We start from the raw sequence: 18,039 nt of genomic DNA, 5'->3' as shown, positions 1-18,039 counted from the left end.
AGTGTAGGTTCGAACGTAGTCTTAATCATTCGCACTTAGATTTGCTGTTGCAAAAATGCGACTTCATCCCAAAAGACCACCAAAGACCTCTCGAGGTGATAGTTATTGAAAATGCGAGAGATTCGTATTTATAATCATCCGAACCAAACCAGCCAGCCAACTGCTGCTTTCACCGCCATGATCGTTTGCGTCTGCCGCCGAGTCTCCGACCGTGAAATCGCACGTCACGTGCGGGCGGGCATGACTTTCGACGAAGTCCAGTTCGAACTTGGCGTGGCCACTCAATGCGGCCAATGTGAAGGCTGTGCGCGCGATATCGTTGCGCAGTGCAGTGCCTCGCATCCGGTAGCCGCGTTGAACCGCGAATCGGGAACGAGCGCGATCCAGCTTGCCACCTCCATTTCGGAAAGCAAGGCATGGAACTCTTCTCGGCACTCGGCGGCAGCCTGATTCTTGTCGCAGGCTCGGTCTGGTGGATCTTTCGTAAGTAAACAGTAGTCGTAGCGGTTTTGCTGCAATCGGGGCACGCTCCACGCGTGTCCGCATTCGAATTGGTTGATCGTGTCTGACCGCTTTGCTCCCCCTCCCTCCGTTCTGGGCCTTTCGCGCAATGCACTCATTGCCGGAGGCGTGATCCTGTTTCATGCAGCCGCGCTTTGGGCGCTCCAAAGCGGCCTGTTGCGCCGCGCTGCAGAGGTGGTGATTCCCGTCGAAATATTGAGCCAGTTCGTCGAGCCGCCCAAGCCCGCACCGCCGCCGCCCCCCCTCCTCCTCCGCCTCCGCAGCGCAAACCCGACGTGGTCAAGCCCCCGCCCAGGCCTGTGGCGATACGCGAACCCAAGCCGACCCCCGCCCCCAGCGCCCCGGTGGGCGTGACCGAGCCGCCCCCCCCGCGCCTCCGGTCGAAGCACCGGCGCCGCCAGCACCACCCGCTCCGCCGCCCGCGCCCCCTGCCCCACCGGCACCGCGGATGATCGAGATCTCTGAAGGCCAGACCCGCTACGTCAGGGAGCCCAAGCTGGTATTTCCCAGCATGAGCAAGCGTCTTGGCGAGTCGGGAACCACCGTCGTCTCGATCTACTTCGACAGCGAAGGCTTCGCCAAGCGGGTCGAACTCTACAAGTCCAGCGGATTCGAACGGCTGGACGAGGCGGCGTTGAGTGCCGCCCGAACCGCCCAGGTCACGCCCTTCAGGCAAACAGGAGGCAACGCGCAGACGACCTACCTGCTGCGAGCGCCCTTCTCATTCAAATTGAACTAATTTTTCTCTGGAGCAACTTCGTATGGATTCCCAATTCGGCTTGATGAACGTCTGGAGCCAGGGCGATTTCGTCACCAAGGCCGTCGCGGTGCTGTTGATCGGCATGTCGCTTGCATCGTGGATCGTGATCATCATCAAGGCCCTCGACGTCATCAAATACAAGCGCTTTGCCAAGCACTCGCAGGACTTCTGGCACAGCGAAGACTTCGCCACCGCCCTGAACAAGCTCGGCAAGGACGACAGCAACCCGTTTCGCGCACTGGCGCTCGAAGGCCGCGAGGCGGCTGCGCACCATCGCAACACAAAGGCTCATCTGCACGACGCGCTCGACGTGAGTGACTGGATCACGCGCGCACTGCGCAACGGCATCGACGCTTTCACGGCGCGCCTGCAGACCGGCCTCGCCATCCTGGCTTCTGTCGGCTCGACGGCCCCGTTCATTGGTCTGTTCGGCACCGTCTGGGGTATCTACCACGCGCTCATGAGCATCGGCTCGGCCGGCCAGGCCACCATCGACAAGGTGGCAGGCCCGATCGGCGAGGCGCTGATCATGACGGCGCTGGGCCTGGCGGTGGCCATTCCGGCGGTGCTGGGCTACAACGCGCTGGTCCGCGGCAACAAGTTCGTGCTGACCAAGCTCAACAGCTTTGCCCATGACCTGCACGCCTACTTCGTGACCGGCGCGCGCGTGCAAAGCGGCAGCGGCGATGCCATCGTGGTTCCGCTCAAGAAGGGCTGAGCATCATGGCTTTCGGTACCCAGGACGAACCCGATGAGGTGATGAACGAGATCAACATGACGCCGCTGGTCGACGTCATGCTGGTGCTGCTCATCATCTTCATCATCACCGTGCCGGTGATGAAACACGCGGTCAATATCGACCTCCCCCGCGCCACCAGCGAACCCGAGCAGGCCAAGCCGGAGAACATCCTTTTCAGTATTTCTGCCCAGGGCGACTATTACTGGAACGAGCAGAAGATCGCGGATGGCGAGCTGCCTGGCCGCCTTGCGGCAGAAGCCGCCAAGAACCCCCAGCCCGAACTGCACATCCGCGGCGACAAGGAAGTCCGCTACGAACGTGTTGCCAAGGCGATGTCGGCAGCCCGCGAGGCCGGCGTGCGCAAGATCGGCTTCATTACCGAACCGGACGCGAAGTAGTCACTGAATGCGGCAAAAAAAAGTTGATCGCCGCGATTGACTTTTTATTGCGAATCATTATCATTCACTCATCGCTTCGATAAGGGGAATTTCAGATGCAAGCCAAACCGAACGCCTTTTCTGTTTTGAGTCATCCGTCGCTCGACCAATCGGGTGGCGGACATGCGTCCATCCAGGCCCCGCGTCCGGCACCGATGGTCGAAAGCACGGAGCTTCTCAAGGGAAGCAAGACCGTGGGCATCATGCACAACGGTTCCCTCTATCGTCTTCAGGCGACCAAACTCGGCAAGCTGATCCTTACCAAGTAAGCATCAGCCCGCCCTTCGCGCAAGTTTCATCGTGGGGCGACTCCAGGAGATTCATCTCCGAAGGGTCGTTTTTGCTAGCCAACGGTTCGCCGACTAGCCAAGCTTTTTTTCACGCTGAATACCCATAAAAAAACGCCGACTCGAAGTCGGCGTTTTGCTTTTTTCTGCGCGGAACACCGCGCAGCAAGCTACTTCCTCAAAGGCCGAGCGCTGCGATGCCCGCCTTGGCGATCTGGGCATCTTCGTTCGACTTCACGCCGCTCACGCCCACGGCGCCGATCACCTGGCCGTCCTTAACGATCGGCACGCCGCCCTCCAGCAGGCCCTGCACGGCGGGCGCCGTGAGAAACGCGGTGCGGCCGCCGTTGATGATGTCTTCGTAGACCTTGCTTTCGCGGCGGCCCATGGCTGCCGTATGGGCCTTGGCCGGGGCAATGTGCGAAGACAGGGCCGCAGCCCCGTCCAGGCGCTGGAGCCAGAGCAGGTTGCCTGCGTCGTCAGAAATGGCGATGGTGACGGCCCAGTTGTTCTTGAGGGCTTCGGCTTCGGCAGCCGCGGCAATGGCCTTGACGTCGGCGAGTTCGAGGAAGGACTTGGTCTTCATTTTGAGCGTCGGTTGCGTAAACCCAAGAGCATAACGGCCAAAGAGCCGGCCGGTCCTGGCGCCCTTAGGACCATCATCCATACGGTCTTTGTATCACCCCCTCTTGCAGAACCCTAGAATGCGCCCAACTGCGTCAGTGCAGCAACCCAAGGAGCTACTGCCATGAACGACCGCGTGACCACCCTCGACACTTCCACCGGCTACGGCCAGGTGCTGCCGCAGGCTGAGCGCCAACGCGTCCTGCGCAACACCTACTGGCTGCTCGCCCTGAGCCTGCTGCCCACCGTGCTGGGCGCATGGATCGGCGTCAGCACCGGCATTACCCGCTCGCTCACGGGCGGCCTGGGCCTCATCGTTTTCCTCGGCGGCGCCTTCGGCTTCATGTTCGCCATCGAGAAAACCAAGAACTCGGCCGCCGGCGTGCCGGTGCTGCTGGCCTTCACCTTCTTCATGGGCCTGATGCTGTCGCGGCTCATCGCGATGGTGCTGGGCTTCAAGAACGGCTCCGAGCTCATCATGACCGCGTTCGGCGGCACCGCCGGCGTGTTCTTCGTGATGGCTTCGCTGGCCACCGTGATCAAGCGCGACCTGTCCGGGATGGGCAAGTGGCTCTTCGTCGGCGCCATGGTGCTGATGGTGGGCGCCATCATCAATGTCTTCGTCGGCTCGAGCGCCGGCATGATGGCCATCTCGGTGGCTGCCATCGGCATCTTCTCGGCCTTCATGCTCTATGACCTGAAGCAGATCATGGATGGCGGCGAAACCAACTACATCAGCGCCACGCTTGCGCTCTACCTGGACCTGTTCAACGTGTTCCAGAGCCTGCTCGCCCTGCTGGGCATTGCCGGCGGCGAACGCGACTGATTGAATCGAACGAAGGCGCTTCCCGTAGCGCCAATAAAAAGGGCCCTCTCGGGCCCTTTTTTCATGCCAGATCGAACACCGCAATCGACTCCACGTGCGCCGTGTGCGGGAACATGTTGATCACTCCGGCAAAGGTGCACCGATACCCGGCCTGGTGCACGAGCAGCCCCGCATCCCGCGCAAGGGTGGACGGATTGCAGCTCACGTACACGATGCGCTTCGGCGGCGTCCAGCCGTCGGTTCGCAGCTCGGGTTGCAGGTGCAGGTCGGCCATGGCCTTGGCGAGCGCGAAGGCGCCTTCGCGCGGGGGGTCGACCAGCCACTTGTCCGCGCTGCCGTCGGCCACCAGCATGGCGGGTGTCATTTCGAAGAGATTGCGCGCCACGAACCGGGTTGGCGAAAGCGCCCGCCTGGCCAGCGTGGCAGGTTCATTCTTCTTGAAGTTGTCGCTCGCGCGCGCCACCAGGGTGTCGCTGCCTTCAATGCCAAGAACCTCGCGCGCACGGCTGGCCAGCGGCAGGGTGAAATTGCCCAGCCCGCAGAACCAGTCGATCACACGCTCTTGCGGCTGCACATCGAGAAGGCGCAGCGCCTTGCCCACCAGCGCGCGATTGATGTGCGGATTGACCTGCGTGAAATCGGTCGGCTTGAACAGCATGGTGACGCCGAACTCCGGCAGTTCGTACGACAGCGGCGTGCCGCCCTCTTCCAGCAGCTTCACTGTTTCGGGGCCCTTGGCCTGCAGCCACCATTGAACGCCCGGGTTCTGCGCCGCGAACGCCTTCAAGCGGCTGATGTCCGCGTTGGACAGCGGCTCCAGGTGCCTGAGCACCAGCGCAATCGTGCCGAGCACGGTCGTCCCCGGCGCATCGCCGCAGGCAAGCTCGATCTGCGGACAGGTTTCGCGAGCATCCATCGAGCCGATCAGTTCGCGCAGCGGCATCAGCATGTCGCTGACCTGCTTCGGCAGCACCGGGCACACCTGCATGTCGGCAAGATACCGGCTCTTGCGCTCGTGAAAGCCGATCAGCACCGTGCCCTTCTTGACCACATGGCGCACCGAGAGCCGGGCGCGGTAGCGGTAGTGCCAGGCCGGCCCTTCCATCGGCCGCAGCACGTTCTCTGGCCGCACCTTGCCGAGATGCCACAGGTTGTCTTCGAGCGCACGCTGCTTAACCGCCACCTGCGCCGCGGCGTCCAGGTGCTGCATCTTGCAGCCGCCGCACGCGCCGGTGTGCAGCCCGAAGTGCGGGCAGCCCGGGCGCACGCGTTGCGACGATTCACGCCGGATGGCGGTGACCGTGCCTTGTTCCCAGTTGTTCTTGCGCCGGTGAACGCTGAGCTGCACTTCCTCGAAAGGCAGGGCGCCCTCGATGAACACGACCATGCCTTGGGCGTTGTGGGCGACACCCTGCGCATCCAGGTCGAGCGACTCGACCTTGAGCCATTCGTCCGGGGCGCTGGCCGGGGTCTTCCCGGCCGCTTTCGTGGGGACTTTCTTTTCTTCAGTGGATTCCGTCATCCCCCGATTGTCTCAGCGCCGGCCCGGCTTCCCGCGGCTGCCCCGGCTCCGCCTAGAACAAGGCGTCGCGCCCCACGCCGGAGCGGACCAGCTGGCGGCGCATCTTGGCGAGTGCCTGGTTCTGGATCTGCCTCACGCGCTCCCGCGTCAGGCCGAGCCGGACGCTCAACACTTCGAGCGTTTCGGGCTCCCGGTCATGCAAGCCATAGCGGCCCTCGAGCACCTCGCGCTCGCGTGCATCGAGCGCATGAACCCACTGGTCGAGCAGGCGTTCGACCTCGTGCGTGTGGGTCACGTCGGTCGGGTCGCCTCGCTCGTCGTCGGAGGCCACGGTGTCTGCCAAGGTAAAGCCTTCGTCACCATGCGCGTCGCCGCCATCCAGCGAGCGCGGCGCCTCCGCCAGCGCCAGCAGCTCCGCCACCGCCTGCACTTCGCGCCCCAGAAACGCGGCAATGTCTTCCACGCGCACGCCGTCGGGCCGGTTCGCCAGAAAGTCCGAATCGCCTTCGAGCGTGCGACGGGCCCGCAGCACCTGTTGCAGTTCGCGCACCACCTGCACGGGCAGGCGGATCGCCCGGGCCTGGGTCATGACGGCCCGCTCGACCGATTGCCGGATCCACCACGTCGCATAAGTGGAAAAGCGAAAGCCGCGCTCGGGTTCGAACTTGGTGATGGCGTGCATCAGACCGAGGTTGCCTTCCTCGATCAGATCGGAAAGCGGCACGCCGCGGCCCAGGTAGGCCTTGGCGATGTTCACAACCAGCCGCAGGTTGTGTTCGATCATCGATTGCCGCGCTGCAAAGTCGCCGGCGCGGGCAGCGCATGCGGCCTGGTATTCCTGCTCGGGCGTGAAGAGTTCGGTGCGCCGAACCTGCCGCAGGTAGATGGTCAGGGCATCCGCGCCCTCGCCGCCTGGCGGTTCGGCAACCGCAATCGGGTGTGCGGCAGCCCGGCTGGGCCTTGCTGCAGGCGTGCTGTCTAGATTGTGGTCTGCGGCTGCTTCGCCCTTGCCCGCCGACCGGCGCACAGGCAGTGTGCGGCGGGGGCGAGAGGCGGCCATGGCATTACCGGCTCGGCAGGTAGCGTGCCGGGTCGACAGGCTTGCCCTGGCGACGGATTTCGAAGTGCAGCTTGACGCGATCCGCGTCGCTGTTGCCCATCTCGGCGATCTTCTGTCCCTTTTGCACCGACTGGTCTTCCTTCACGAGCAGCGTCTGGTTGTGCGCATAGGCCGTGAGGTAGGTGTTGTTGTGCTTCAGGATGATCAGGTTGCCGTAGCCGCGCAGGCCTGCGCCTGCATAGACCACGCGGCCATCGGCCGCGGCCAGGACCGCGTCGCCGGCTTTGCCGCCGATATCGAAGCCCTTGTTCTTCGCATCGTCGAACCCGGCTATGAGCGTGCCGTGCGCGGGCCAGATCCAGCCGAGATCCTCGTCGCCCGAATTCGCAGCAGGTGCCGAGGGCGATGCGGTAACCGGCGGCTTGCTGGCCGCGGCGCTCGCGGGCGCGGCGGGCAGCACAGCCGGCGGCGTCACGGGCTTGGTCACTGCGCCTTCGGTCGGAGCGGCCGCGGCCGCCACGGGGGTAGAGGTCGGACCCACCGGAGGAACCACACGCAGCACCTGGCCGACTTCGATCAGGTCTGGGTTGTCCAGATTGTTCCAGCGAGCGATGTTCTGCCAGCTTTGGCCGGTCTCGTTTCCGATGCGGCGAATCGTGTCGCCGGGGCGCACGGCGTAATAGCCCGGCTTGCCATAGTTCTCGATGCCGGGAAGCGGCTTACCCGACGCATCGGTAGTGATAAGCGGGCCACCGGGTACCGCATTGGGCGCGCGCGTCATCGTGCCACGGTCTTCGACCGGCGCCGGCCCTCGCGGTGCGGCGCAGCCTGCAATCACGAGCACAACGGCCAACGTGATACCAGCGCACCAACTCCGATTGCCAAAACCCTGCATGTGTTGTTCCTTCAAGCGATGCCCGATTTTAGGGGGACAAAGTGAACCGCCTCAAGAATGCGGCGCTCCAGCCCACGGGCGGTTTTATCGATGACGACGAGGGCCTGTCCGCCCCCCGCCGATTGGGTGGGCGCGACGATGCGTCCGCCCACTGCGAGTTGATCGGTCCAGGCTTGCGGGACCGCTTCGCCACCTGCTGCGGCGATGATTCCTGCATAGGGTGCACCCTTGGCGTAGCCAACCATGCCGTCGCCGAGCATCAGGTGCACGGTGGCGAGCCGGAAGTGCCTCAGGTTGGCGCGCGCGCGCTCGTGCAGCCCGCGCAAGCGCTCGATGCTGTAGACCTCCGTGGCCACGTGGTTCAGCACCGCAGCCTGGTAGCCGCAACCGGTGCCGATTTCGAGCACGCGTCCGAGCCGGTCTTGCGGCTTGCCCACCAAGGCAGGCGCCCCCAGCAAAAGCTCGATCATGCGAGCCACCACGCTGGGCTTGGAAATGGTCTGGCCCAGCCCGATGGGCAGACTCGTGTCTTCGTAGGCCTGGTTGACCAGCGCACTGTCGACAAAACGATGCCGCTCCACCGCGCCCAGCGCACGAAGCACGCGGGGGTCGGTAATGCCTTGGGCGGCGAGCTTCTGCACCATGCGCGCACGTACGGCGTCGGAAGCCATCGAGGGCGTGGCCGGCACCAGAGGCTTGGCTGGCGCGGCGGGCATGCGCCCTCGCGTGGCGGCCGAAGCGGTGGGTGTCAGGCGAACCGGGAAACCAGGCCGTTGCGTGGCCATGCTCAGTTGCCGAGACGGGCGACCGTCTCGCGCCATTGCCCCAGGTTGGCGTGGTCGGTGAGGTCGATCTGCAGCGGCGTCAATGCGACGTGGCCGGCGGCAGTTGCGTGAAAGTCGGTGCCCTCGCCGCTGTCCTTGGCACTGCCGGCGCCCGCAATCCAGTACATCGTTTCGCCACGTGGGCTTTCCTGCGTAATCACCTTTTCCGCCGCGTGGCGGCGGCCGAGCCGGCAAACCTTGATCGGCTTGAGCTCCTCGAACGGCCGGTTCGGCACATTCACATTGAGCAGGAAAGCACCGCCTTCGATCATGCGCTCGCGCTCGATCTGCTGAACCAGCCGGCGCGCCACCTGCGCGGCCGCATCGACATGGGCCCAGCCCTTTTCGATCTGCGAGAACGCAATGGCTGGAATGCCGAACAGGTACGCCTCCATTGCCGCCCCAACGGTGCCCGAGTAGATGGTGTCGTCGCCCATGTTGGCGCCGTTGTTGATGCCGGACACCACCAGGTCGGGCCGGTAGTCGAGCAGCCCCTTGAGCGCGATATGAACGCAATCGGCCGGAGTGCCCGTGACGTAGCGAAAACCGTTGTGCGCCTTGTGCACGTAGAGCGGCGCGGCCAGGGTCAGCGCGTTCGACTTGGCACTGTTGTTGTGCTCGGGTGCAACCACCTCGACATCGGCGATGTCTTTCAGGGCGTCGTGCAATGCGACGATGCCCGGCGCCTGAAAGCCATCGTCATTGGAAATAAGTATCTTCATGGTGCTTCTGGATGCCCCGGATTGTAGGCGCCGGGTGCGTCGCAGCAGGGACAACGGCGCCCTGCCGCGCCCCCTATCATCGCCTCGCATTCATTGCCCACACACGACTCATCCAAGGAGACCGAGCATGCACGCATGGCTTTGCGAAAACCCCACCGGCGTCGATGCGCTGACCTGGAAAGAACTGCCCACACCAACGCCGGGTCCGGGCCAGGTGCTGATCGAAATCAGGGCTGCCAGCCTCAATTTTCCCGATTTGCTGATCGTCCAGAACAAATACCAGATCAAGCCGCCACTGCCCTTCGTGCCTGGTTCGGAATACGCCGGCATCGTCCAGGCGGTGGGCGAAGGCGTCACGCATCTTTCCATTGGCCAGAACGTGGCCTGCCTTTCGGGAACCGGGGGCTTCGCAACCCACACACTGGCGCCGGCGGCGCTTTGCATGCCGCTGCCGGAAGGCTTCGGCCACGTTGACGCGGCGGCATTCATCATGATCTATGCCACATCGTGGCATGCGCTGATGGACAGGGCGCAGCTCAAGGCCGGAGAAACCGTGCTCGTGCTCGGCGCCGCCGGCGGTGTGGGCACCGCGGCCATACAAATCGCAAAGGCAGCCGGTGCAAAAGTGATTGCGGCAGCTTCCACCGATGAGAAATGCGAACTCTGCCGCTCCATTGGCGCCGATGCCACCATCAACTACACGACACATGCGCTGCCAAACGGTTTTCGTGACGCCATCAAGGCTGCAACCGATGGCAAGGGGCCGGACGTCATTTACGACCCGGTGGGCGGCGATTTTGCGGAGCCCGCATTTCGCTCGATCGGTTGGCGCGGCCGTTATTTGGTGGTCGGCTTTGCCTCGGGCCCGATTCCATCGCTGCCTTTGAATCTGACGCTGCTGAAAGGCGCGTCGCTGGTTGGTGTGTTCTGGGGCGATTTTGCCAAGCGCGAGCCCAAGGCCAATGCACAAATGATGGCCGAATTGGCGCAGTGGTACGGCCGGGGAAAGATCAAGCCCGTGATCGACAGCACGATGCCGATGGCAGAATTGAAAGCGGCCTACGCCCACATGGGCTCACGCGGTGTCAAAGGAAAACTCGTCATGGTGAACTGAGCGCGCCGCGCCCGGTTGGTTCCACGCTCGCAATAAAAAAGCCCGCAGATGCGGGCTTTTTTATTGGCCGAAGGCCATGTCGAGTGTTTACTTGATCTCGAACTCGGAAAGCGACTTGCCGGCGGCCAGGGCTTCGGTCACCCAACGTGGCTTGCGGCCGCGGCCGCCCGACCAGGTTTCGCCGCTCGGGCCACGGTATTTGGCCGCTGCCTTGGTTCCGGGAACCGCGTTGCCGCGCTTGACCGACCCGCCGCGTGCGCTGAGTTTCAGATCGGAAGCAGTCAAACCGTATTCGGCGATTTTCTTGCGCACCTCTTCAATGACGCCCGCACGTTCTTGGTTGCGAAGGTCTTCGGCCTGCTTGCGCAATTGCGCAATCAGCTCGTCGTGCTTCTTGATCTGGGAATTGATATCGGCAAGGGTCGAAGCCATTGTGGACTCCTGAAAATTGGAAACGGGGCGGATTTTAATTCAATTCCAATTTAAAACAAGCATGCCGCTACCAGAAAAACCCGGGGCAAGCAGTTCGCGTGCGGCAGCGCACAATGCAACACGCACCTGGATCGGGCGCTCTTATCGAACAAAAAGAGGGAATACAAGGGGTTAAGCCCCAACGGCAGCAAGCGCCGGAAATGACTACGCCGGGACTGGCCCGGCGTTGATGTCCCTTTGGACGCTATTGCGCAATAGCGGTCAGGGAAAGTATTTGGGGTGGCTGATGGGACTCGAACCCACGACGACCAGAATCACAATCTGGGACTCTACCAGCTGAGCTACAGCCACCGAAGAGCCCGCAATTGTAGCGTCAAAAACTCCCGTTTTCGCCACCGGGGCATTCAAGATGACTGAGATCGCGCTCAACCCGTTGCCAATGGGCCCGCCGGCGCGGTCTTCTCGATCTTGATGGAGCCATCCGGCCTTTCGCAGGTGCCGATCAGCAGGCCGCTGGCCAGCGCATGCTCACGCAGCGCTTCGAATATCTCGTCGCGCCCCGGCGCGGAGGAAAACGAAGGCACGCTGCCGAGCGCAAACAGCTGGAAAGCGTAGCGGTGGGCGCCATGCCCCGGCGGCGGGTCTGGCGGCAGCCACGCGGCCTGCAGCCCGGAGTTGCGTCCGACATGCAGGCCGGCGGCGCCTTCGTTATCGCGACTCGGAATGGCGGCCTCGTCGAGCTTGCCGTCGCTCGGCCGCAGCCCCACAACGATCGCATGCACCAGCGGATTCGGGGTCGGCGAGTCGGCGTCCTCCACCACCAGTACCAACGAGGTGGTTTCCGCCGGCAGTTGGGCCCACTGAAGTGGCGGCGACAAGCCTTCGCCGTCAGCCGTATAGCGCGGGGGCAGCGGCCCATGGTCCACGAACGCCACACTGGTCAGGGATATGCATGCCATGCCCTGCCGCATTCCGAGCGTGTTGAAAATAATCTTGTCAAGGCCGGCGCGCACGCCGTGCAGCGCGTGACCTATGACTTCGGGCAATTTTTCGAGCATGGCTTCGGTATAGCCCGGTGCGGCAGATCACCCTGTAGGACGCCGCTGCAAGCGAGAGATGGCCGGAGTCCGCGCCAAATTTCTCGAACGCACGTCCGTTGTATTTCCTGGCCCGTGATGCCGGTTTTGCTCCGCTATCATGATCGTCGCCTGAATCAACGGGCAATGCTTTCCCGCTTCTTCCAATTCACCGCCAAAGGAACTTCTTCATGAGCATCGTCTGGACTATTCTGATCGGGTTCATCGTGGGTCTGGTTGCGCGGGCCGTCAAGCCGGGCGACGATTCCGCGGGCTTCATCGTGACAACGCTGATCGGCGTCGCGGGTTCATTGATCGTGACCTACGTTGGCCAGGCCATGGGCTGGTACACCGCGGGCCAGGGCGCCGGCTTCATCGCTTCAGTGCTCGGCGCGATCGTGCTGCTCGTTCTTTACGGCCTGGTCAAGCGCAAGAGCTGATTTCGGGCGCTGCGCACTGATGCCGCGCAAACCACGAGCCAAGCATCATGTCTACGTGGTCGAGCTCGACGACCGCGTATGGAACAACGGCCGCTTCAGGCGGGCCAATCCCGACTATCAACTCGGCAAGCCTTTCGTCTACGTCGGAATGACCGGGCTCGACCCGGACATTCGTTTCGACAAGCACAAGGCCGGAATTCAGGCGAACACCTTTGTGCAGGAGTTTGGCCTGCGGCTGCTGCCCGCCCTCTATGAGCGCTACAACCCGATGAGCTACGAGGACGCGCGGTCGATGGAGGTCGAGCTCGGCATCCGGCTGCGCGCTAACGGCTACGGCGTCTGGCAGGCCTGAGGCCGGCGCCCTCTTCCGACCTTCCTGGCGCCGGTCGTTCAGGCGTAAGTAACCCAGCCCTCGTACGCGGGGGCATCCAGATGCGGCAGGGTGTTGTACGTCACGAGCATGTGGCGTTTGGGCGTAAAAGCGAACTCCGTCACCGCCGTGTTGCGGATGCGCAGATTGAGCTCGATCGTGGTTTCCGGGCTCGTGCCAAGCACATGCCCAACCGCCGTGCTGATCGGCCCGCCGCTCGACACCACCAGCACCTTGGCGCCATGGTGGCGGTCGCGCACGTGGTCGAGCGCCGTGGTCACGCCCGACAGAAAGTCCACATAGCTCGGCATACCGGCTGGCCGGGTCCTGCCTTGCATCCAGGCGCCCAGTCCATTGCGCAAGAGGCGGAAATGATGGCGGTACATCTCGGGCGAATCGGGTTTCTCGAGCTTGCCTTCGTGGATGGTGGCAATGACAGCCTCGCTGTCGTACTCGTTGAGCCCGGGCCATGGCAGCACGTCGTCGCGCTGCAGTCCGAGCCCCTGTGCAATGCCCTCCCAGGTCTGGCGATGCCGCTTCAACGTGCCCGTGATCACCGCATCGAAGTGCATGCCGCGCTCGCGCCAGTATTCACCCAGCCGCACGGACTGCCTGTGCCCGAGCTCGCTCAGGTTGTCGTAGTCGGCGGCGCCGAAACTGGCCTGCCCGTGGCGCACAAGGTAGAGGGTTCCCATGCACGCGATTCTGGCGACAAGCGCAGTGCGCGCTTGTCCCTCGTGCGACGGAACGCCGGGTCAGCGTGCCGCCGGCAGCGTGTCCGCCGGCTTCGGCACGAGGATCTCGGCCTTGAAGCGTTCCTTCAGCATGTTGTAGTACGCAACATCCTCCGCGGCGGCCACGGATTGGCCGATCTGCGCGTTCTCTTGCTGCGCCTGTTCAGGTGCCGAAGGCGTGCGCGGAACGACCTTGGTCACGCGAACCACCGCATAGCCCTGGGTGCCCAGATCGACACCCACCAGCGCCGGCAGCTTGGACGCATCGGCACGCAGCGCGGCATCGATGACTGCCAGAGGCTGGCTTTGCGATTCGCGGCGCGAAACCGTGACCGGTGTGCCGAAGGTTGCGCCGTCGGCCTTGGTGGTCCAGGCAGCGAGCTTGGCCTCGCCTTCGGTCTTTGCCAGCACCGCGGCGCGCTCGGTGACGAGTTGCGCGCGGATCTTGTCCTTCACTTCGGCCAGCGGAATGGGACGCGCCGGCGAGTACTGCGTCACGCGACCCGATGCGAGCTGGTTGGAGCCGACTTCGATGGCTTCGGTGTTCTGCTTGCGGTCGAGCGAATCGGGCGCAAACAAGGCGCTCAGGAAGTTGCGGCTCGCCAGCGCACCGGTGGCGCCCGGTGCGGGCGTGCGCGCCACATTGGTGGCGGTCTGGATCGTGAGCTTCAGCTTGTCCGCCGCGGGCTTGAGGCTGTCGGGCTGCTGGTACACCGCATCGGTGAAGGCTTCCGCGGCCTTTGCGAACTCCTGCGTTGCCTGCTGCGCGCGAACGTCGCTCTCGATGGTGGCACGCACCTGCTCGAACGGAGGCACCACCGCCGGCTTGATGTCGGTCAGCCGGATGATGTGATAGCCGAACTCGGTTTCGATCACGTCGCTGATGTCGCCCTTCTTGAGCGCGAACATCGCGTCGTCAAACGGCTTGACCATTGCGCCGCGGGTCACGAAGTCGAGGTCTCCGCCCTTCTCGGCGGAACCGGGGTCTTGCGAATTCTTGCGGGCCACATCGGCAAAGGTGGCTGGTGCCTTCTTCACTTCAGCCAGCAGTTGCTCCGCCTTTGCCTTGGCTTTTTCGCGATCGGCCGCCGACGCACTCGCCGGTGCGGTAATCAGGATATGGCTCGCGCGGCGCTCTTCCTTCGTGCCGAAGCGCGCCTTGTTCTGTTCGTAGTAGGTCTTGAGGTCGGCCTCGTTCACCGAGACGTTCTTCTTGGCCGCTTCGAGGTCGAGCACCAGGTACTCGATGCTGGCCTGTTCGGGCGCCTGGAACTGCGCCGTGTGGTCCTTGTAGTAGGTCTCGATGTCGGCATCGCTGATCGTCACCTTCGACGCGAAGCTCTCGGGGGTGAAGCGTGCGACCTGGATTTCGCGGCTGTCATAAAAGGCGTTGATGGTGGCGGCAGCCAGCGCGGGCGGTGTGAACGCAGTGCCCGAAATGCCCAGCAGCACCTGCTGCGTTGCGAGATCGGCACGCATCGAGGCCTCGTACTGCTCCGGCGTGCGGCCGGTCACGCGCTGGAAGGTCTCGCGGTCGAACTTGCCATCTGGCGTGCGGAAGGCGGCAAGGCCGGCGTCCTGCGCGAAGATCCGGGACAGCCGCTCTTCGGACACCGTCATGTTCGATTTGGCTGCAGCGGCTGCCAGCACGCGGTCGCGCACCAGGCGCTCCAGCGTGGCATAGCGCATTGCATCGGAATCGAGCAGCGTCGGGTCGACGTTCGGCGACTGCTGGCGGATGCGGTCGACTTCGTTGCGGTGCTGGGCGTCCCACTCCGAACGGGTGATGTTGTTGCCATCGACACGCGCAACCTTTTCCTCGTTGCCGGAGCCCTGGTAGCGGTCCACACCGAAGAGGACGAACGAGGGAATGATCAGCAAGAACAAGAAAATCATGACGATCTTGTTGTACTTGCGGAAGAAATCAAACATGCTTGAACACTCTCTTGCGACGGATGTCGAACGGCAATAAAAAAGGCGAACCTGTGTTCGCCTTTGCATCGGTGGTGGTGGGTGCTGAGGGGCTCGAACCCCCGACCTACGCCTTGTAAGGGCGCCGCTCTACCAACTGAGCTAAGCACCCCACCGGGAAACTCTCCGAGTCTACGTCTTAGTTGAGCGCGTCTTTCAGCGCCTTGCCCGGACGGAACTTCGGAATCTTGGCGGCCTTGATTTTAATCGCGTCGCCGGTCCGGGGATTGCGGCCGGTGCGAGCAGCCCGCTTGCCCACTGCGAAAGTGCCAAAACCGACCAGCGACACGGAGCCGCCTTTTTTGAGCGTGGTACGAATGGCGCCGATGGTGGATTCGAGCGCGCGCGTGGCGGCGGCCTTGGAAATATCGGCGTTTTTTGCGATGTGCTCAATCAGTTCGGTCTTGTTCACAAGGGCCCCTTGTCGAAGAAATAAAGTTGGTCGGCTTTCGTCAGTGCGACCTGGCCGCGAATGACGCGACGCAAGAAGTGTGGCAGGACTGACGCCTCGGCAGCGCGCTGCCAGCGAGGATTACAACCACTGGTCTGCAGGGTGTCAATACGACACGAGGCCATGCAGAACAGCGGAGCGCGCGATTTTAGGGGCGTTTCGTGAACTCTATTTCAAAGGGCTTCGGCAATTGCCTTGCCAAGATCGCTGGTGCTCGCCTTGCCGCCGATGTCGGGCGTGCGCGGTGCTCCGCTTTGGGGCGCAAGCACCTTTTCGATGGTGGCAAGAATCGCGTCATGCGCCTTCTTGTGCCCCAGGAACTCGAGCATCATCGCGCCACACCAGATCTGCCCGATGGGGTTGGCAATGCCCTTGCCCGCGATGTCGGGCGCCGATCCGTGCACCGGTTCGAACAGCGAAGGCGTGGTGCGCTCGGGGTTGAGATTGGCGCTCGGCGCAATGCCGATGGTGCCGGTGCATGCCGGGCCCAGGTCGGACAGGATGTCACCGAACAGGTTGCTGGCCACCACCACATCGAAGAAGTCGGGCCGCTGCACGAAGTGCGCGGTGAGGATGTCGATGTGGAACTTGTCGAGCTTCACGCCCGGGTAGTTCTTCGCCATTTCGGCCACGCGCTCGTCCCAGTAGGGCATGGTGATCGAGATGCCGTTCGACTTGGTGGCGCTCGTCAGATGCTTCTTCGGCCGCGATTGCGCAAGCTCGAAGGCGAACTTGAGCACGCGGTCCACGCCCACGCGCGACATCACCGTTTCTTGCACCACGATCTCGCGGGGAGTGCCTTCGTACATGCGCCCGCCGATGCTGGAGTATTCGCCTTCGGTGTTCTCGCGCACGATGTACATGTCGATCTCGCCCGGCTCGCGCGGGGTGCCGTCACGGCGCACCACCGGCGCAATGATGCCGGGCATCAGCCGCGCGGGGCGCAGGTTGATGTACTGGTCGAACTCGCGGCGAAACAGCAGCAGCGAACCCCACAGCGACACGTGGTCGGCAATCTTTTCGGGCCAGCCCACCGCGCCGAAGTAGATCGCATCGTGCCCGCCGATCTGGTCCTTCCAGTTGTCGGGCAGCATCTTGCCGTGCTTCTCGCAGTAGTCCCAGCTCGAAAAATCGAAGTGGTCGAACTTCAGGTCGATGCCGAACTTGCGCGCCGCGGCATCGACCACGCGCAGGCCTTCGGGCATGGTTTCCTTGCCGATGCCGTCGCCGGCGATGACTGCGATTCTGTGGGTGGTCATGGTGTGGTTCCTTCTTGCTGGAAAGGGGGAGTAAAAAACTGGAGTGCCTCGGCGAGCACCTCGCCGGGGGCTTCTTCCGGAACATAGTGGCCGCAAGGCAATGCGCGGCCCGAAACCTGCAGGGCGCATTCGCGCCAGAGCGCCAGCACGTCGAAGCACCGGCCTACCGCGCCGTGCTCGCCCCAAAGCACGCGCAGGGGCTGCGCAAGTTGCCGGCCGGCGGCAATGTCGGCGCGGTCATGCACCAGGTCGATGGTGGCCGAAGCCCGGTGGTCGCCGCAAATGGATTCGGCCGTGCCCGCAATTGCGGCGCAGCGCTCGTACTCGGCCAGCACCTCGGGTGCGAAAGGCGCGAGCCCCGCGTGGCGCCCGCCCATCACGCTGCGCACGTAGCGCACGGGGTCGGAAGCAATCAACGCCTCGGGCAGCGGCGGCGGCTGGATCAGGAAGAACCAATGCCAGTAAGCGCGGGCAAACGCCTCGGTAGTGTTCTCGTACATCGAAAGCGTGGGCGCGATGTCCAGCAGCAGCATGCGGTCGACCGCAGCGGAATGGTCCGCCGCCAGGCGATGCGCCACCCGCGCGCCTCGGTCATGCGCGAGCACGCCGAAGCGTTCGAAGCCATGGTGGCGCATGGCGGCAAGCGCATCGAGCGCCATCTCGCGCTTGCTGTAGGCCACGTGATCGGCATCGTCCGCAGGACGGCCGGAGTCGCCGTAGCCGCGCAAGTCCACCGCGACCACCGTGAACCGCTCGGCAAGCGCCGGCGCCACACGATGCCAGATGAGGTGCGTCTGCGGATGGCCATGCAGCAGCAGCAACGGAGCGCCGCGGCCGCCGATGCGACCATGCACGCGCACGCCGCCTCGCTCGATGTCGAATTCAGGAAAGTCGAAGAAGGAAGCAGTCACGCAGCCATTGTGCGTTGCGCTCCTCCGGTCATCAAGCAACAATCAGCCAATTCATACTTTCCA

At 63.6% G+C, this 18,039-nt stretch carries 21 protein-coding genes, 2 tRNA genes and 1 pseudogene; 9 read left to right on the top strand and 15 right to left on the bottom strand.

Annotation, left to right across the window (positions count from 1 at the left end; genetic code table 11):
• The first annotated feature begins 177 nt into the window (after positions 1-177).
• From GOQ09_RS09165 to hemP, 5 genes and pseudogenes are all read left to right on the top strand, one after another.
• A complete protein-coding gene (locus tag GOQ09_RS09165; RefSeq protein WP_018903007.1) occupies positions 178-450 on the top strand; it encodes a (2Fe-2S)-binding protein in 273 nt (90 codons plus the stop codon).
• A 108-nt stretch (positions 451-558) separates the two neighbouring features.
• Positions 559-1,261 (top strand): annotated as a pseudogene (locus GOQ09_RS26595) (energy transducer TonB).
• A 22-nt stretch (positions 1,262-1,283) separates the two neighbouring features.
• Positions 1,284-2,000 carry a MotA/TolQ/ExbB proton channel family protein gene (locus GOQ09_RS09155; RefSeq protein WP_157613147.1) on the top strand — a complete coding sequence of 239 codons (717 nt, stop codon included), beginning with the start codon at positions 1,284-1,286 and terminating at the stop codon, positions 1,998-2,000.
• Positions 2,001-2,005: 5 nt separating this feature from the next.
• A complete protein-coding gene (locus tag GOQ09_RS09150) occupies positions 2,006-2,419 on the top strand; it encodes an ExbD/TolR family protein (protein ID WP_126748853.1) in 414 nt (137 codons plus the stop codon).
• 95 nt (positions 2,420-2,514) lie between these two features.
• On the top strand, positions 2,515-2,727 hold the full coding sequence (gene hemP, locus GOQ09_RS09145) for a hemin uptake protein HemP (protein ID WP_018903010.1): 213 nt from the start codon (positions 2,515-2,517) through the stop codon (positions 2,725-2,727).
• Between the two features lie 196 nt (positions 2,728-2,923).
• Here the strand turns inward: hemP and GOQ09_RS09140 are convergent, their stop codons facing one another.
• A complete protein-coding gene (locus GOQ09_RS09140; RefSeq protein ID WP_028258861.1) occupies positions 2,924-3,331 on the bottom strand; it encodes a GlcG/HbpS family heme-binding protein in 408 nt (135 codons plus the stop codon).
• A gap of 162 nt (positions 3,332-3,493) precedes the next feature.
• Between GOQ09_RS09140 and GOQ09_RS09135 the strand changes: the two genes are divergently transcribed.
• Positions 3,494-4,195 (top strand): Bax inhibitor-1/YccA family protein, encoded by a 702-nt coding sequence (locus GOQ09_RS09135; RefSeq protein ID WP_126748851.1) that lies wholly within the window; start codon positions 3,494-3,496, stop codon positions 4,193-4,195.
• Positions 4,196-4,256: 61 nt separating this feature from the next.
• Here GOQ09_RS09135 and rlmD read toward each other — a convergent pair whose 3' ends face one another.
• Genes rlmD through surE form a run of 5 tightly spaced genes read right to left on the bottom strand, consistent with a single transcriptional unit; the run spans position 4,257 to position 9,218 of the window.
• Positions 4,257-5,717 (bottom strand): 23S rRNA (uracil(1939)-C(5))-methyltransferase RlmD, encoded by a 1,461-nt coding sequence (gene rlmD, locus GOQ09_RS09130; protein WP_157613146.1) that lies wholly within the window; start codon positions 5,715-5,717, stop codon positions 4,257-4,259.
• 52 nt (positions 5,718-5,769) lie between these two features.
• Complete coding sequence (locus GOQ09_RS09125) at positions 5,770-6,777, bottom strand: sigma-70 family RNA polymerase sigma factor (RefSeq protein ID WP_157613145.1); 1,008 nt, start codon at positions 6,775-6,777, stop codon at positions 5,770-5,772.
• A gap of 4 nt (positions 6,778-6,781) precedes the next feature.
• The gene (locus GOQ09_RS09120) at positions 6,782-7,672 is read right to left on the bottom strand and encodes a peptidoglycan DD-metalloendopeptidase family protein (RefSeq protein WP_157613144.1); all 891 of its coding nucleotides are present in this window, start codon (positions 7,670-7,672) and stop codon (positions 6,782-6,784) included.
• A gap of 11 nt (positions 7,673-7,683) precedes the next feature.
• Complete coding sequence (locus GOQ09_RS09115; protein WP_157613143.1) at positions 7,684-8,457, bottom strand: protein-L-isoaspartate(D-aspartate) O-methyltransferase; 774 nt, start codon at positions 8,455-8,457, stop codon at positions 7,684-7,686.
• A gap of 2 nt (positions 8,458-8,459) precedes the next feature.
• Complete coding sequence (gene surE / locus GOQ09_RS09110) at positions 8,460-9,218, bottom strand: 5'/3'-nucleotidase SurE (RefSeq protein WP_157613142.1); 759 nt, start codon at positions 9,216-9,218, stop codon at positions 8,460-8,462.
• A 127-nt stretch (positions 9,219-9,345) separates the two neighbouring features.
• Here surE and GOQ09_RS09105 point away from each other — a divergent pair, with 127 nt between their 5' ends.
• Positions 9,346-10,332 carry an NADPH:quinone oxidoreductase family protein gene (locus tag GOQ09_RS09105; RefSeq protein WP_157613141.1) on the top strand — a complete coding sequence of 329 codons (987 nt, stop codon included), beginning with the start codon at positions 9,346-9,348 and terminating at the stop codon, positions 10,330-10,332.
• 87 nt (positions 10,333-10,419) lie between these two features.
• On the opposite strand, the gene GOQ09_RS09100 is transcribed toward GOQ09_RS09105, so the two are convergent.
• The 3 genes from GOQ09_RS09100 to GOQ09_RS09090 all read right to left on the bottom strand — a co-directional run bounded on the left by GOQ09_RS09100 (position 10,420) and on the right by GOQ09_RS09090 (position 11,822).
• Complete coding sequence (locus GOQ09_RS09100; protein WP_157613140.1) at positions 10,420-10,764, bottom strand: H-NS family nucleoid-associated regulatory protein; 345 nt, start codon at positions 10,762-10,764, stop codon at positions 10,420-10,422.
• A 275-nt stretch (positions 10,765-11,039) separates the two neighbouring features.
• Positions 11,040-11,115 (bottom strand) — tRNA-His (locus GOQ09_RS09095).
• A gap of 74 nt (positions 11,116-11,189) precedes the next feature.
• A complete protein-coding gene (locus GOQ09_RS09090; RefSeq protein WP_157613139.1) occupies positions 11,190-11,822 on the bottom strand; it encodes a YbhB/YbcL family Raf kinase inhibitor-like protein in 633 nt (210 codons plus the stop codon).
• A 209-nt stretch (positions 11,823-12,031) separates the two neighbouring features.
• Between GOQ09_RS09090 and GOQ09_RS09085 the strand changes: the two genes are divergently transcribed.
• Complete coding sequence (locus GOQ09_RS09085) at positions 12,032-12,280, top strand: GlsB/YeaQ/YmgE family stress response membrane protein (protein WP_157613138.1); 249 nt, start codon at positions 12,032-12,034, stop codon at positions 12,278-12,280.
• Between the two features lie 19 nt (positions 12,281-12,299).
• Positions 12,300-12,632, top strand: coding sequence for a hypothetical protein (locus GOQ09_RS09080; RefSeq protein WP_157613137.1), 333 nt, complete (start codon positions 12,300-12,302; stop codon positions 12,630-12,632).
• Between the two features lie 38 nt (positions 12,633-12,670).
• On the opposite strand, the gene GOQ09_RS09075 is transcribed toward GOQ09_RS09080, so the two are convergent.
• From GOQ09_RS09075 to GOQ09_RS09050, 6 genes are all read right to left on the bottom strand, one after another.
• Positions 12,671-13,345 carry a histidine phosphatase family protein gene (locus GOQ09_RS09075; protein WP_157613136.1) on the bottom strand — a complete coding sequence of 225 codons (675 nt, stop codon included), beginning with the start codon at positions 13,343-13,345 and terminating at the stop codon, positions 12,671-12,673.
• A 60-nt stretch (positions 13,346-13,405) separates the two neighbouring features.
• Positions 13,406-15,316, bottom strand: a complete 1,911-nt coding sequence (locus tag GOQ09_RS09070) for a SurA N-terminal domain-containing protein (protein ID WP_157613135.1) — start codon at positions 15,314-15,316, stop codon at positions 13,406-13,408.
• A gap of 75 nt (positions 15,317-15,391) precedes the next feature.
• A tRNA-Val gene (locus GOQ09_RS09065) sits at positions 15,392-15,467 on the bottom strand.
• Between the two features lie 27 nt (positions 15,468-15,494).
• Positions 15,495-15,767 carry an HU family DNA-binding protein gene (locus GOQ09_RS09060; RefSeq protein ID WP_007830705.1) on the bottom strand — a complete coding sequence of 91 codons (273 nt, stop codon included), beginning with the start codon at positions 15,765-15,767 and terminating at the stop codon, positions 15,495-15,497.
• A 212-nt stretch (positions 15,768-15,979) separates the two neighbouring features.
• Entirely contained in the window at positions 15,980-17,065 is a 1,086-nt protein-coding gene (locus GOQ09_RS09055) for a tartrate dehydrogenase (protein WP_157613134.1), read from the bottom strand.
• Entirely contained in the window at positions 17,062-17,976 is a 915-nt protein-coding gene (locus GOQ09_RS09050) for an alpha/beta fold hydrolase (RefSeq protein WP_157613133.1), read from the bottom strand. The genes GOQ09_RS09055 and GOQ09_RS09050 overlap by 4 nt, the downstream gene beginning before the upstream one ends.
• Positions 17,977-18,039: the final 63 nt, after the last annotated feature.

This window comes from Variovorax paradoxus, assembly GCF_009755665.1.
Taxonomy (GTDB): domain Bacteria; phylum Pseudomonadota; class Gammaproteobacteria; order Burkholderiales; family Burkholderiaceae_C; genus Variovorax; species Variovorax paradoxus_G.
Note: the sequence above shows the minus strand (reverse complement) of the source record. Positions and strands in the feature narration are given on the sequence as shown.